14 protein-coding genes and 2 tRNA genes are annotated in these 14,101 nt (G+C 68.6%); 6 read left to right on the top strand and 10 right to left on the bottom strand.

Going from position 1 to position 14,101, the window contains the following annotated elements; all coding sequences use genetic code 11:
• Nucleotides 1-37: 37 nt before the first annotated feature.
• Both JCR33_RS19165 and JCR33_RS19160 read right to left on the bottom strand, forming a co-directional pair.
• On the bottom strand, nt 38-310 hold the full coding sequence (locus tag JCR33_RS19165) for a phage terminase large subunit family protein (protein ID WP_211110416.1): 273 nt from the start codon (nt 308-310) through the stop codon (nt 38-40).
• A 382-nt stretch (nt 311-692) separates the two neighbouring features.
• Nucleotides 693-782, bottom strand: a tRNA-Ser gene (locus tag JCR33_RS19160).
• 103 nt (nt 783-885) lie between these two features.
• Between JCR33_RS19160 and JCR33_RS19155 the strand changes: the two genes are divergently transcribed.
• Both JCR33_RS19155 and msrA read left to right on the top strand, forming a co-directional pair.
• On the top strand, nt 886-1,209 hold the full coding sequence (locus JCR33_RS19155) for a hypothetical protein (RefSeq protein WP_198883728.1): 324 nt from the start codon (nt 886-888) through the stop codon (nt 1,207-1,209).
• A gap of 13 nt (nt 1,210-1,222) precedes the next feature.
• Complete coding sequence (gene msrA, locus JCR33_RS19150; RefSeq protein ID WP_198883727.1) at nt 1,223-1,876, top strand: peptide-methionine (S)-S-oxide reductase MsrA; 654 nt, start codon at nt 1,223-1,225, stop codon at nt 1,874-1,876.
• Between the two features lie 39 nt (nt 1,877-1,915).
• On the opposite strand, the gene mepA is transcribed toward msrA, so the two are convergent.
• From mepA to JCR33_RS19135, 3 genes are all read right to left on the bottom strand, one after another.
• On the bottom strand, nt 1,916-2,872 hold the full coding sequence (gene mepA / locus JCR33_RS19145) for a penicillin-insensitive murein endopeptidase (RefSeq protein WP_198883726.1): 957 nt from the start codon (nt 2,870-2,872) through the stop codon (nt 1,916-1,918).
• Entirely contained in the window at nt 2,842-3,645 is an 804-nt protein-coding gene (locus JCR33_RS19140; protein WP_198883725.1) for an alpha/beta hydrolase family esterase, read from the bottom strand. The genes mepA and JCR33_RS19140 overlap by 31 nt, the downstream gene beginning before the upstream one ends.
• Nucleotides 3,646-3,906: 261 nt before the next feature.
• Nucleotides 3,907-3,991, bottom strand: a tRNA-Leu gene (locus tag JCR33_RS19135).
• Nucleotides 3,992-4,131: 140 nt separating this feature from the next.
• Here JCR33_RS19135 and JCR33_RS19130 point away from each other — a divergent pair.
• Nucleotides 4,132-4,908, top strand: coding sequence for a hypothetical protein (locus JCR33_RS19130; RefSeq protein ID WP_198883724.1), 777 nt, complete (start codon nt 4,132-4,134; stop codon nt 4,906-4,908).
• Here the strand turns inward: JCR33_RS19130 and JCR33_RS19125 are convergent.
• On the bottom strand, nt 4,902-5,594 hold the full coding sequence (locus JCR33_RS19125; RefSeq protein ID WP_198883723.1) for a YggS family pyridoxal phosphate-dependent enzyme: 693 nt from the start codon (nt 5,592-5,594) through the stop codon (nt 4,902-4,904). The genes JCR33_RS19130 and JCR33_RS19125 overlap by 7 nt on opposite strands.
• A gap of 71 nt (nt 5,595-5,665) precedes the next feature.
• Here JCR33_RS19125 and leuS point away from each other — a divergent pair, with 71 nt between their 5' ends.
• The 3 genes from leuS to holA are packed head-to-tail and all read left to right on the top strand — an operon-like array spanning nt 5,666 to nt 9,778.
• Nucleotides 5,666-8,242 carry a leucine--tRNA ligase gene (gene leuS, locus JCR33_RS19120; protein WP_198883722.1) on the top strand — a complete coding sequence of 859 codons (2,577 nt, stop codon included), beginning with the start codon at nt 5,666-5,668 and terminating at the stop codon, nt 8,240-8,242.
• Complete coding sequence (lptE, locus tag JCR33_RS19115; protein WP_198883721.1) at nt 8,229-8,753, top strand: LPS assembly lipoprotein LptE; 525 nt, start codon at nt 8,229-8,231, stop codon at nt 8,751-8,753. Before leuS ends, lptE begins: the two co-directional genes overlap by 14 nt.
• Entirely contained in the window at nt 8,750-9,778 is a 1,029-nt protein-coding gene (gene holA, locus JCR33_RS19110; RefSeq protein ID WP_198883720.1) for a DNA polymerase III subunit delta, read from the top strand. Before lptE ends, holA begins: the two co-directional genes overlap by 4 nt.
• Nucleotides 9,779-9,925: 147 nt before the next feature.
• On the opposite strand, the gene JCR33_RS19105 is transcribed toward holA, so the two are convergent.
• The 4 genes from JCR33_RS19105 to mnmG are packed head-to-tail and all read right to left on the bottom strand — an operon-like array spanning nt 9,926 to nt 14,078.
• Nucleotides 9,926-10,795 (bottom strand): ParB/RepB/Spo0J family partition protein, encoded by an 870-nt coding sequence (locus JCR33_RS19105; RefSeq protein ID WP_198883719.1) that lies wholly within the window; start codon nt 10,793-10,795, stop codon nt 9,926-9,928.
• A complete protein-coding gene (locus tag JCR33_RS19100) occupies nt 10,795-11,622 on the bottom strand; it encodes a ParA family protein (protein WP_198883718.1) in 828 nt (275 codons plus the stop codon). Before JCR33_RS19100 ends, JCR33_RS19105 begins: the two co-directional genes overlap by 1 nt.
• Nucleotide 11,623: 1 nt before the next feature.
• Nucleotides 11,624-12,271, bottom strand: coding sequence for a 16S rRNA (guanine(527)-N(7))-methyltransferase RsmG (rsmG, locus tag JCR33_RS19095; RefSeq protein ID WP_198883717.1), 648 nt, complete (start codon nt 12,269-12,271; stop codon nt 11,624-11,626).
• A complete protein-coding gene (gene mnmG, locus JCR33_RS19090) occupies nt 12,243-14,078 on the bottom strand; it encodes a tRNA uridine-5-carboxymethylaminomethyl(34) synthesis enzyme MnmG (RefSeq protein WP_332461230.1) in 1,836 nt (611 codons plus the stop codon). Before mnmG ends, rsmG begins: the two co-directional genes overlap by 29 nt.
• Nucleotides 14,079-14,101: the final 23 nt, after the last annotated feature.

Raw genomic sequence — 14,101 nt, 5'->3', positions numbered from 1 at the left:
GACACGAGAACGGTAAGGAAATGGTTAGGGCCGGAGCCTAGATGCGTCTGGTCGCGCCGCGCCGCGGGCCAGTGAATGCGCGCCGAGGTGATCGGGACCATGTCGCCGCTATGCGGCAGGAGATGTGATAGAAACGCCGGTCGCTGTGCTTGAAGGCGGCTTCGATGCGGGAATGGCCCTTCAGCGTGGCCGTGGAGACCATGTAGATCTTGCGCCGGCCGCGAAAGGTCGCGGTGCGCTTGATCGCCAGATCGAGCGGAAGGTCGGCATCAGCCTCCGGCCGCGCGCGACCTCCGGCGTCGGCCAGCATTCCCGTGGGATCCCCTCCACACTGCCGGACCGTAGCCGCGGTTCCAGCGGCTCAACCGAGGGCAGCCGTTGAAGGCGCCTGCGCGCGCCCGGCGATGGGTACGGCGGGACGGTGAGAAAGTTCGATTTCTGTTCCGCATGTGAACTGGCGACTGACATCGAAGTGTTCAGGTCGGACGCCGAGATTCAGCAGAGAAGTCAACGTTTTACGCGCTATGCACCAAAGAGACGCAGTCATCAGGTTCAGAGAATATCGGCCCTGAGAAACCGCTTTCAGACCTCTCGGCGGCAGGTACGGTGCTCAGCCCCACCCGCATAACCCTCGAATATATCGGGAAAATCCGGCCGCAGCCGGATGGGGAGAACGCTTTCACGGAGGCAGCTGGCGGAGGGAGAGGGATTCGAACCCTCGAGACGGTTCCCCGCCTACACACTTTCCAGGCGTGCGCCTTCGACCACTCGGCCATCCCTCCGGACGGGTCCCCGCTTAGCAGAGCCGACGCACCGCGTTAAGGGGAAACTTCCGTGGCGCTTGGCACACCATCCATGCGCCCTTGTCAAGATGAAGGATGCCCCATGCGTCGCGTCAGATGGCTCCTCAGCCTCCCCTTCCGCCTTCTCGGCGGCCTGCTGCTCCTCGGCGGGTTCGTCGTCGGCATCATCGATCTCTACCACTCCGTCGCGGCCGAGCGCCTCGTGTTCACCTCGCTCGGCGAGATCTGGTACGGCCTCTCGCCCGGCACGCTGAACCTCCTCCAGGCCGGCATCCAGCGCCATCTCGACCCCAGACTGTGGGATCCGGGCGTGCAGACCTATCTTACCTTGCCCGGCTGGCTCGGCCTCTTCATCCTCGCGACATTGATCCTACTCGTCGCGCAACTCATCTATCGTCCGAGATGAAGGGAGAGCGGACATGAACATCTTCGCACGCTTCGGCAAGAAGCTGGACCTTCCGACGGCCGACGAGGCGCTGCCGGGCCGGCCCGACCCGATCCCCACTGCCGCCACGCACGACGTCAACGGCGCTCCGCTCAAGGGCCCCTGGTCGGGCCTCGAGACGGCGGTGTTCGCGCTCGGCTGCTTCTGGGGGGCGGAGCGCCTCTTCTGGCAGATCGCGGGCGTCGAGGTGACGGCCGTCGGCTATGTCGGGGGCATCACGCCCAACCCGACCTATCGCGAGGTCTGCACCGGTCAGACCGGCCACACCGAGGGAGTGCTCGTGGTCTACGACCCCAAGGTGGTGTCGTTCGAGGAGCTGACGCGCCGCTTCTTCGAGGGCCACGACCCCACCCAGGGCATGCGGCAGGGTAACGACATCGGCACCCAGTATCGCTCGGCGATCTTCGTCGACGGCGCCGAGCGGCAGGAGATCGCCGAGCGGATCATGGCGTCCTACGCCGCGCGCCTCGCCAAAGCCGGCTTCGGCGCGATCACCACCACGATCCACGAGGCGATGCCGTTCTACTACGCCGAGGCGGAGCACCAGCAATATTTGCACAAGATCCCGCACGGTTATTGCGGGCTCGGCGGCACTGGCGTGAGCTGCCCGGTGGGTGTCGGCGTCTAGATCGTCCGTGCCGGGAACCGCGACGGCACTCGCGGCCGGTCAGCGGGCGCCGATCAGCGACTGGCAGAGGGGCGGCATCCGCCCCACCGTGAGCGGCTTGGCGGGTCCGCCGCTCTTCGGCGCGTAGGGGGCCGGGGTGAACCAGTAGGCGAGATCGTCGCCGCAGCCGTCGCCCGCCGGTGGCGCCGCCTGCTCGATGCAGGCGGGCGAATCCGCCGGGCAGCGCAGGCGGACGTGAAAGTGCTCGTAGTGGCCGTACCACGGCCGCACCCGCCGCAGCCATCCGCGGTCCGCGCCAGCCCCCTCGCACAGCGCCCGCTTGATGAGCGGATGGACGAAGATGCGCGCCACCCGCTCGTCGCGCGCCGCCTGCTCCACCAGGCGGGCGAGAGCCGGGGTGAAGTGCTCCCGGTCGATGGCGGACCCGTCCGGCGTCAGCGTGGAGACGAACGGCACCGTTTCCCGCGCGGCCTCGTCGAGCCGCGGCTCCGGCATCTCGGCGAACCAGATGTCGACGTCGAGCCCGATCTGATGGCTCGCGTGGCCGAACGGCAGCGGGCCGCCGAGCGGCTGGCCGAGATCGCCCACCAGGATGCCGCGCAGTCCCACGCCGGGCGCAGCGGCGGCGAGATCCTCGACGAAGTCGACAAGCACCGGATGGCCGAAGCGGCGGTGGCGGGAAAGGCGCATCGCCTGCCAGGTGGGCCCATCGGCGGGCAGCGCCACGGCCCCGGTCACGCAGCCGCGCGAGTAGGACCCGACCGAGCGCGGCGGCAGCAGCGACGGCGCCGGCGCGGCACCGAAGTGAACGCTCGCGAGGTCGTCGGCGCGGGGCGGCGCCGTAGGGGGCAGCGGGACCAGGGCGAGCTCGCCATAGGGCGGCGGCTCGGGCGAAGCGGGTGCGATCGGCTCGGCCTGCACCGCTGCGACCGCGAGGAGGGCGAGGGCCGCGCCGAACAGCACCCCTATGGCGCGACGAACGTGGTGTAGGCCCATTCGATCCACTCCGGCCGCATCTCGTGGCCTCCCTTGTGTAGACAGATCAGCATCTCGCCGCCATCCGTCCGGCTGGCACCCTCGCAGGCGAGACCCGCGAGTTCGGGCAGATGCGCCGCGGGAAGAGTGAAGCCGCCGGTCGCCTCGAACCGGGCGAAGGCGTCGGCGACGTTGCCCTGCATGGTGTCGGCGATCGGACGGCCGGCAAGCGGCACGACGCGGTCGGCGGTGCCGTGAACGTGCATCAGAACGCGGGGTGGGGCGGCGCAGTCGTCGGGAAGAGGGTCCCAGAAGGTGCCGGAGATCGCCACGAAGGCCGAGAATGTCTCCGGCCGGCGACAGGCGAGCGTCCAGGTCATCATGCCGCCGGCGGAGAAGCCTGCCGCGAGGCGCCGCTGCGGATTGAGAGCGAAGCGCTGCTCCGCGTCGGCGAGGATCGCGTCGACGGCGTCCACCTCGATCACATCGTCGACGAGACCCGACCGCGGGGCGTGGGCGATCTGCCAGTCCCCGTCGAGCCCCTGCGGCGCGATGAGGGCGACGCCGAGCCGCTCGGCCATCGCCCTGAGCGCGGTGTCGTTCATCACGCCGGCGGCAGTGCCGCCGTAGCCGTGGAAATAGAGGATCGAGCCGATGGGGCCTGCCCGGTCGGGCATCGCGATGCGGTAGGCGCGCTCCCCGACCACGCAGTCGCTCGTCGGCCCGCAGGCCATCGCCACTGTCGGGGAGAGCAGCAGCGCCGCCGCCAACATCTTGCCGAGCCATCGTCTCATCGTGATCTCCTCACCCCGCCTATGTAGCACCGGGACGAGGCGCGATCCGGCCACACGGGGTCCGCGCACGACGTCGTCCCATCAAACGACCGCGAGGCCTCCGGATGATCCCATGACCGCGGGTCGGCCGACGTCCATCGGGCCGACTGGTGCGCCGCCCGGGAGGCGACGGCCCGCCGATCGGCGAGAGTAAGCCGGCGGTCATCAAAAGATTTCTATCTTTTCAATGTGTTGGACGGATTCGCGCGGCTCGTCGGAGAGTGGTGCGAGAGGGGGGACTCGAACCCCCAAGCCTTTCGGCGGACGATTTTGAGTCGTCTGCGTCTACCGATTCCGCCACTCTCGCGCGCGGCGCACCTTACAGCTTGCACCGCGTCGCACAAGCCGATCGACGATTGATCAGCACCCCTTTCATTCAATGAAAGGTTGTGCCATACATCACATCATTAGGTTGCAATTGGAACGCTCTGTATCCGGAGGCTGTTCATGCTGCGCGCCGCCGTTCTCGTCGTCCTGCTCGCTGCCTCGCATCACGCCCTTGCCGGGGCGTGGACCCTCGACCGCGGCAAGCTCAAGGCCTTCCTCGTCTCGACCTTCACCTATGGCGATCACGGCTTCGACAGCGACGGCAAGCTGGTGACGGTGCCGGAATACAAGAAATTCGAGCTCACAGCCGCGGCCGAATATGGCCTGCGCCCCTGGCTGACGGGCCTCGTCAAGGCGGAGTTCCGCGAGGAGACGCTGATGCGCTATCTCTCGCCCACCGTCCTCGCCCCGACCTCGCAGAGCTTCGGGTCGGGAGCGCTCGGCGCCCGCATCCGCCTCCACAAGGCTCCCGCCTGGGTGTTCTCCACCGAGGTGACGGCACTGTCAGGCGGCTTCGAGACCGCGGGCGACCCGGAGCCTGACAGTGCCGCCGTCGAAGTGCGCGCCCTCTTCGGCACCGAGCGAGAGATCGCCGGCCGCCGCATCTATGCCGACGTTCAGGCCGGCCTGCGCAAGAATTTCGACGCCGACGCGTCCGACGAGATCAAGGTCGACGTCACCGTCGGCGCCCAGCTCCTGCCGCGCTGGCTGATCCTCGCGCAGACCTTCTCGACCTTCGAGCTCGCCGGCGACGTCCAGTATCACAAGGTGTCCGGCAGCGTGGTCCACCGCCTGTCGGACCGCCTGCAGGTGGAGGTCAGCGCCCTGACGACGCTCTATGGACGCGACGCACTGCGCGAGATCGGTGGCCGCGTCGGCTTCTGGTACGCCTATTGAGCCGCGATCGACGGCCGCGATCCGAAGATCGCCGACCCGACCCGCACCCAGCGCGCGCCATGGGCGATGGCGATCTCGTAGTCGCCCGACATGCCCATGGAGGTGTCTGCGACGCCGCAATCGGCGGCGAGCCGGGCGAGCGCATCGAAGTAGGGTGCGGGCGGCGCATCCGCGGGCGGGATCGCCATCAGCGCGATCACGTCGAGGCCCAACGCCCGGCAGCGCGCCACAAGGCTCGCAGCGTCCTCCGGCGCCACCCCGGCCTTCTGCGGCTCGCGGCCGATATTCACCTGCACCATCACCTTGGGGAGCCGGCCGAGCGCCTCGCCGGCCTTCGCGATGGCCTCGGCGATCTTCTCCCGGTCGAGGCTCTCGATCACGTCGAACAGCGCCACCGCATCCTTCGCCTTGTTGGATTGGAGGGGGCCGAGGAGATGAAGCTCGATGTCGGGAAACTCCGCCTTCAGCCCCGGCCACTTCGCCTTCGCCTCCTGCACCCGGTTCTCGCCCACGACCCGCTGCCCCGCGACGAGGGCGGGGCGGACATGGTCGGCGTCGAACGTCTTGGTGACGGCGACGAGGTGCACCGGCTCGGTGCGTCCGGCCGCGGCGGCGGCCTCGGCGATCGACCGTCGCACCACAGCAAGCTGCTCGGCGACGCTCGGACCTTCCTGATGCGTTGTCATGGCGGTTGACCCCCGGCGAACTAATCCCCATGGTCCGGCGACAATCTCCATCGCCGGTCCATATCACACTGATGAGTACGTCTGAGCGTTACAACGCGCCTGCCACCGAAGCCAAGTGGCGTGCCGCCTGGGAAGAGGCGGACATCTACGCCACCGACAACGACGACCCGCGCCCGAAGTACTACGTGCTCGAGATGTTTCCCTACCCGTCGGGCCGCATCCACATGGGTCACGTCCGCAACTACACGATGGGCGACGTCGTGGCGCGGTACCGCCGGGCCAAGGGCTACAACGTGCTCCACCCGATGGGCTGGGATGCCTTCGGCATGCCCGCCGAAAACGCGGCGATGCAGAACAAGGTTCACCCCCGCGAGTGGACCTACGCCAACATCGAGGCGATGAAGAAGCAGCTGAAGTCGATGGGCCTGTCCCTCGACTGGAGCCGCGAGTTCGCCACCTGCGACGTCGCCTACTACCACCAGCAGCAGCGCCTGTTCCTGGCCTTCCTGGAGGCCGGCCTCGTCACGCGCAAGGTCAGCAAGGTCAACTGGGACCCGGTGGACCGCACCGTGCTCGCCAACGAGCAGGTGATCGACGGCCGCGGCTGGCGCTCCGGCGCGCTGGTGGAGCAGCGCGAGCTGTCCCAGTGGTTCTTCAAGATCACCGACTACGCTCAGGACCTGCTCGACGCCATCGACGGTCTCGACCGTTGGCCCGACAAGGTACGGCTGATGCAGCGCAACTGGATCGGCCGTTCCGAAGGCCTGCGTCTGCGCTTCCCGCTGACCGTGCCGGGTCCGGACGACATCGCCGAGCTGGAGGTGTTCACGACCCGGCCGGACACGATCTTCGGCGCGAGCTTCATGGCGGTTGCGGCCGGTCATCCGCTCGCCCAGGCGGTGGCGAAGCGCAACGGCGAGGTCGCCGCGTTCATCGAGGAAGCGAGCCGCATGGGCACCTCCGCCCAGGCGATCGAGAGCGCGGAGAAGCGGGGCATCGATACGCGCCTGCGCGTCGCCCACCCGTTCATCGAGGGCGCGACGCTGCCGATCTACGTCGCCAACTTCATCCTGATGGAGTACGGCACCGGCGCCATCTTCGGCTGCCCGGCGCACGACCAGCGCGACCTCGACTTCGCCCGCAAGTACGGTCTGCCGGTGACCCCTGTGGTGCGGCCGAAGAGCGCCGGCGACGACTTCACCGTGGGCGACGAAGCCTTCACCGACGACGGGGTGATCTTCAACTCCGCCTTCCTCGACGGGCTGACGATCGAGGAGGCCAAGGATTCGGTCGCCGGCATCCTGGAGCAACGCGAGCTCGATGGCGCCGCCCAGGCGAAGCGTACGGTGAACTTCCGCCTGCGCGACTGGGGCATCTCGCGCCAGCGCTACTGGGGCTGCCCGATCCCGGTGATCCACTGCGAGGCCTGCGGCATCGTGCCGGTGCCCGACGAGCAGCTGCCCGTCGAGCTGCCGGACGACGTGACCTTCGACATTCCGGGCAACCCGCTCGATCATCACCCGACGTGGACGACGGTCGATTGCCCCAAATGCGGCGCTCCGGCCCGGCGCGAGACGGACACGATGGACACCTTCGTGGACTCCTCGTGGTATTTCGCCCGCTTTACCAAGCCGCACGACGCGACCCGCCCCATCGATGCGCAGGTGATGGAGGAGTGGCTCCCCGTCGACCAGTATATCGGCGGTGTGGAGCATGCGATTCTGCACCTTCTCTACTCGCGTTTCTTCATGCGCGCGGTGGCGAAGACCGGCTACGGCAACCGGCCGGAGCCGTTCGCCGGGCTCTTCACCCAGGGCATGGTCACCCACGAGACCTACAAGGACGCCTCGGGCCAGTGGATGTTCCCGGAGGACGTCGTGTGGGCCGACGGCAAGGCCGTCCACGCCAAGACCGGCGAGCCGGTGACGGTCGGCTCCGTGGAATCGATGTCGAAGTCGAAGAAGAACGTCGTCGACCCGGATCAGATCATCTCCGGCTACGGTGCCGACACGGCGCGCTGGTTCATGCTGTCCGACACGCCGCCCGAGCGCGACATCCAGTGGACCGACGCCGGCGTCGATGCCGCCCATCGCTTCGTGCAGCGCGTCTGGCGCATCGTGGCGGAGGCGCAAGCGCGCTTCGATACCCCCGGCACCGGTGACGGGATGGCCCTGCGCAAGGCGACCCACGGGGGCATCAGGGCCATCGAGGGCGACATCGAGGGCCTCCACTTCAACCGCGCCGTGGCCCGCCTCTACGAGTGGTCCAACGCCCTCCAGAAGGCGCTGTCGGACGACGAGACGCCGGGTGCCGTGCTGCGCGAAAGCATCGATGCGATGATCCGCTGCTTCGCGCCGATGATGCCGCACCTCGCCGAGGAGTGCTGGACGGTGATCGGTAACCAGGGCTTCGCCGCCGAGGCGAGCTGGCCGCTGGTGGACGAAAGCCTTCTCGTTGAGAATGTCATCACCCTGCCGGTGCAGATCAACGGCAAGAAGCGTGCGGAGGTGACCGTGCCCATGGACGCCGCCAACGACGCCATCGAAGCCGCCGTTCTGGCGCTCGACGACGTGCAACGTTTTCTCAACGGCAATCCGCCCCGGCGGGTGATCGTGGTGCCGCGGCGGATCGTCAATGTGGTCGCGTAAGGCCGCCTTCCTCGTCGCGGCGGCGCTGCTGGTCGCCGCGTGCCAGGTGCGCCCCCTCTACATGGACCAGACGTCGGGCGGCCCGCTGTCGCCGGTGCCCGACATGCGTGCCGTGGAGGTCGATCCGCCGCGGAACCGGACCGAGCAGGCGCTCTCCAACGAGCTTCTCTTCCTGTTGCGCGGCGACGGCGGACCGGCGGACCAAGCCCGCTATCGCTTGCGCTACATCACCGACTTCGGCACCGACCCGCTGGCGGTGGAGCTCGAAGAGGACCTTCCGGCCGCCGTTCTCGTGACGCTCAACGTCACCTTCATCCTCACCGAGATCGACACGGACGAGACCTTGCTGACGGGCGCGGCCAAGGCCACCGCCTCCTACGACTTCTCTTCCCAGCGCTTCAGCAACGTGCGGGCCGAGCGCGATGCCGCCACGCGGGCGGCAAAGACGGCGGCGGAGAACATCGCCACCCGCCTCGCCTCCTACTTCGCGGCCAAGCGCTCCGACACATGACGACGGCGCGACCGCACGAGATCGGTCGCCGTTATCCCGAGGCGGCCAAGCTGCCGCCCGTCCTCCTGATCTTCGGCCCCGACCGCGGGCTCGTGACCGAGGTCACGGCGGCGATCATGCAGCTCTTCGAGGCCGTGGGGGACGACCCGTTCGCGGTCGTGAAGCTCGACGCCGCGACGATCACAAGCGATCCCGCCCGCCTGGTCGACGAGGCCAACACCGTTTCCCTGTTCGGTGACCGACGCCTCATCGTCGTGCGCGACGGGGCGGGGCGCAACCTCACCCCCGCCGTCGCGCCGCTTCTGAAAGCCCCGCCGCGCGATGCCGTGGTGGTGGTGGAGGCGGGCGACCTCAAGCGCGGCACGGGGCTGCGCAAGCAGGTGGAGGACGACCGCACCGCGGTCGCCATCCATTGCCCTGTCGACACCGAGAAGGATCTCGAGAGGATGATCGACGCCGAGGCCGCCCATCTCGGCCTCACCGTCGATGCCGACGCCCGCGTCGCCCTCAAGGAGCGCCTCGGTGGCGACCACGCGGCATCCCGCAACGAGGTGGCGAAGGCCTGCCTCTATGCCGTCGACACCGGCCGGCTGACGTTGGCGGACGTCGACGCCATCGTCGGCGACGTGTCGGTGAGCCAGATGAGCGACGCGGTGGACGCCGCCTTTCTCGGCCGCCGCGAGGCGCTCGACAGTCTTCTCAACCGCCTGCTGCGACAGGACTCGGCCGCCGTCACCCTGTTGATGGCGGCGCAGCGGCTCTCCCACGCCTTGGAGCAGGCCGCCGCGGCCATGGCGACGGGCGCATCGCCCGAGCGAGCGGTCGACACGCTTCGCCCGCCGCTCTACGGCTCGCACCGACAAACGGCCCCGCGCATCCTCCACCACTGGACACCGAAGGCGCTGCGCTCGGCGTCCGCACTGATCGCGTCCGCCACGTTCGAGACCCGCATCCGACCGGCGCTCGCACCCGCCATCGCCCGCGACGCGCTGCTGCGGATCGCCTCCCACGTCGTCATGCGCTGACGATCGCGCCGATTCGCTCGATTCTCGCAACCGAACATTAACCTTAACGCGGCGTCATCCCTCTGGCCGGAGGGCGCAGGCTCATGCCGGCCAGCGCAATCTCACCGAGACATGCTGGCGCTCCCGGCGTAGATCCGCGACGGGCGCCTACTCCTCGCCGAGCATGCGGCAGACATTCTCGAGCTGCTCGAGGTTGGAATAGCGGATCGTGAGGGTGCCGCTTTCGTCGGAGTTGTGGTTCAGCCCCACCTTGAGCCCCAACCGATTGGACAGGCGGCGGACGAGATCGCGGGTGTTGGCGTCCTCCACGGCGGGGGCCTTCTTGGGCGCCGCCGTCGCGTCCTTCGCCTGGGCGAGACGCGCGACGAGCTGCTCGGTCGCCCGCACCGACAGGCCGAGGCGGATCACCTCATCGGCGACCGCATCGGGGTTCTCCGCGCCGAGCAAGGCGCGCGCGTGGCCCGCCGACAGGCTGCCGTCGGCAACGCTCGCCCGAATCGACGCCGGCAGATTGAGGAGACGCATCATGTTGGCGACATGACTGCGGCTCTTGCCGATCAGCTTCGCCAACGCCTCCTGCTTGTGGCCGAACTCATCGATGAGGCGCTTGTATCCCTGCGCCTCCTCGATGGCGTTGAGATCGCTGCGCTGCACGTTCTCGATGATCGCGAGCTCGAGAGCCTCGCCCGCGGAGACGTTGCGCACGACGACGGGCACGTCGTGAAGGCCCGCCCGCTGCGCCGCCCGCCACCGTCGCTCGCCGGCGATGATCTCGTAATGATCGTCCACGTGACGCACCATCAGCGGCGACATGATGCCGTGCTGGCGGATCGACTGGGTCAACTCCTCGAGCGGCTCGTCCTGAAAACTGACGCGCGGATTGTTGGGGTTCGCGACCAGCGCCTCGATCGGCACCCGCGTCACGCCACGATCGGCGGGTCGCGACGCGCCTTCCGCCGGCATGTCGCCGAGGAGCGCGGACAGGCCACGGCCGAGGCGCTTCTTGGTGTCGTCCATCAATCGGCCCCCATGCGTTGTTCGGTCCGCCCCTCGGCCATCCGCTCTTCGCGATCGATCAGCTCGGAAACGAGGCGCAGGTAGGCCTGGCTGCCGGCGCATTTCAGATCGTAGAGAAGCGCCGGCTTGCCGTAGGACGGCGCTTCGGACAGGCGGACGTTGCGCGGGATCATCGTCTCGTACACCAGATCGCCGAGATGCGAGCGGACGTCGGCCACCACCTGGTTGGCGAGGTTGTTGCGAGCGTCGTACATCGTCATCACGATGCCGTGGATGACGAGCTCGGGGTTCACGCTGTCGCGCACCTCGGAGATCGTCCGCATCAGCTGGGATAGACCTTCCATCGCAAAGAACTCGCACTGCAGCGGTGCGAGAACCGCATGGGCGGCGGCGAGGGCGTTCACCGTCAGCATCGTCAGCGACGGCGGACAGTCGATGACGATGTAGGCAGGAGAGTCGTCGCTGCGGGCGAGGGTGGCGATCGCGTCCCGCAGCCGCCGTGCCCGGTCGGAGTGGGTCGACAGCTCGATGTCGATCGACAGAAGATCCATCGTCGCCGGCGCTACCGTGAGATGCGGCACCTCCGTCGTCATCGCCGCTTCGGCGAGCGTCGCGCCCCGGGTGAGGACGTCGTAAGTCGTCACGGCACGGTCGGCCGGATCGATGCCGAACCCTGTCGACGCGTTCCCCTGAGGATCGAGGTCGACCAGCATCACGCTGTGGCCGAGCGCGGCGAGCGCCGTGGAAGCGTTGATGGCGGTGGTGGTCTTGCCGACACCACCCTTCTGGTTGGCGACCGCGATGACCCTTGGACGGGCGGGCAGCATGTCAGGCCCCCTTCAACTCGGATACGGACAGAATGGCCGCCCGCGGATCGGTGCGGCTCGGCGTGGAGGCGACGGCGAATCGGTGACGCTTTTGCGCCTCCCTCACTTCATTGTCAGCGTCGCGCCCTTTTGGGAAGAGGCCGACCGTGTCGGGCCCAAAGAAACGCGAGGACAAGTCGAGAAGCGTCGCGAGCGGGGCGAGCGCACGGGCGGACACGACATCGTAGGGCGTAGCGGCGAGCTCCTCGATCCGCCGCGGCTCGACGCGCACCGCTCGTCCCGTCGCCGCGCTCGCCTGGATGAGGAAGGCCGCCTTCTTACGGTTCGATTCCACCAGCGTCACCTCGCCGCCCCGCACGATGGCGACGACGAGGCCGGGAAAGCCACCCCCGGAGCCGAGATCGATCCATGCCGGACCGGCCGCCTCGGCCAGCGGCACGAGCTGCAGACTATCGAGCACGTGACGCTCCCACAGCCGCTCCCGGTCCGCCTCGCTGACGATGTTGGACACGCGTCCCCAGGCCCGCGCCGCCTCCACGAAGCGCTCCAATGCGGCAAAGACGTCGCTGCCGACCTCGGCGCGGATGGTCTCCCTGGCCCTCTCCTCCGACGCGAGCACCTCAGGCGGCGGTCCGGTGACGCCGGGCATGGGCGGCGATGAGGGCGAGGCCCGCGGGCGTCATCCCGGAGATCCGACGCGCCTCCCCGATGGTGGCCGGCCGTCGCCGCGCCAGCTTCTGCTGCAGCTCGGTGGAGAGGCCAGGGATCGCCATCGTCACCACGACCTCAGGGATCGGCAGCCCGTCGGCCGTCGCTTCCGCCGCCGCGATCCGGCGCTGCCGCTCCGCCTGCGTGCGATAAAGCGCATCCGCCTCGAGCCCGGTACGCACGCTCTCGGGAAGATCGGCGAGAGAGGGATCGAGCGCTTCGAGCAGCCGCCATCCACCGTCCGGATGAGCGAGAAGGTCGAACCCATCGCGGCGCCGGCCGTCCTGGTTGAGCGTCACGCCGTAGCGGGTGGCCTCGTTGGGGGTCAGCGAAACCGTATCGAGACGTCGGGCCGCTTCCTCGCGGACGGCCGCCGATCGCCGGTGGTGCACCGCCCGCGGCTCTGCGACGAGGCCCATCGCTTCGCCCCAGAGGGTGAGCCTGTCCGCAGCGTTGTCGGCCCGCATCGTCAGCCGGTGCTCGGCACGGGAGGTGAACATGCGGTAGGGCTCGTCGACGCCGTTGGTCACGAGATCATCCACCATCACCCCCAGATACGCGACGTCGCGGCCGATGGTGACGCCATCGCTCCCGCCGGCGCGTCGCGCAGCATTGAGACCGGCGAGCAGGCCCTGCGCGCCGGCTTCCTCATATCCTGTGGTGCCATTGATCTGCCCCGCCAGAAAGAGCCCCGGGAAGGCGCGCAGCTCCAGAGTCGGCGCAAGGGCCCGCGGATCGACCATGTCGTACTCGATGGCATAACCCGGCTGCGCGACCTCGGCGGCTTCGCACCCCGGCATCGTGCGCACCATCGCGAGCTGCACATCCGCCGGCAGCGAGGTGGAGATGCCGTTCGGGTAGATCAAGTCGCTGCCGAGTCCCTCGGGCTCCAGAAAGATCTGATGGCTATCCCGATCGGCAAAGCGCACAATCTTGTCCTCGATCGACGGGCAGTAGCGCGGGCCCACGCTCTTGATGTGCCCGCCGAACAGTGCCGACCGGTGGAGATTGTCGCGGATGATCGCGTGAGTCTCCCCGGTCGTCCGCGTGATATGGCAGGAGACCTGCCGGAGCGCCGGACCCGTCGAAAGCGCGCTGAAAAGAACCGGCGTGGCATCACCCGGCTGACTCTCCAACACACCAAAGTCGAGGCTGGACGCCTCGAGCCGCGCCGGCGTCCCAGTCTTGAGACGCCCCATCGGCAGCGCAGCGTCACGCATCCGCGCCGCCAACGCATTCGCTGCGGCTTCGCCGATCCGGCCCGCCGACCAGTGCCGCTCGCCGAGGTGGATCGTTCCGCCGAGGAACGTCCCCGTCGTCAGCACCACAGCGCCGGCGTGGATCGATCTCCCATCGGCGAGCCGCACCCCGGCGACCCCGCCGCAATCGAGGAGAAGATCCGCCACCTCGCCCTCGACCACCGTCAGCCCGTCGATCCCGGCGATCTCGGCTTGCATCGCGGTCCGATAAGCGGCCCGATCCACCTGCGCCCGCGGTCCACGCACGGCCGGACCCCGACTGCGGTTCAGGAGGCGAAACTGGATCCCGGAGGCGTCGGCGACCCGGCCCATCAGCCCGTCGAGGGCATCGATCTCGCGCACCAGGTGGCCCTTGCCGATGCCGCCGATCGCGGGATTGCACGAGAGGCGGCCGATCGCATCCGCGCTCAACGTCACGAGGGCGACGCTTGCCCCGACGCGTGCCGCGGCCGCCGCTGCCTCGCATCCGGCGTGTCCGCCGCCGACCACCACCACATCATGTTTCACGTGAA

The sequence above is a fragment of the Acuticoccus mangrovi genome (genome assembly GCF_016411865.1).
Classification (GTDB): domain Bacteria; phylum Pseudomonadota; class Alphaproteobacteria; order Rhizobiales; family Amorphaceae; genus Acuticoccus; species Acuticoccus mangrovi.
Note: the sequence above shows the minus strand (reverse complement) of the source record. Positions and strands in the feature narration are given on the sequence as shown.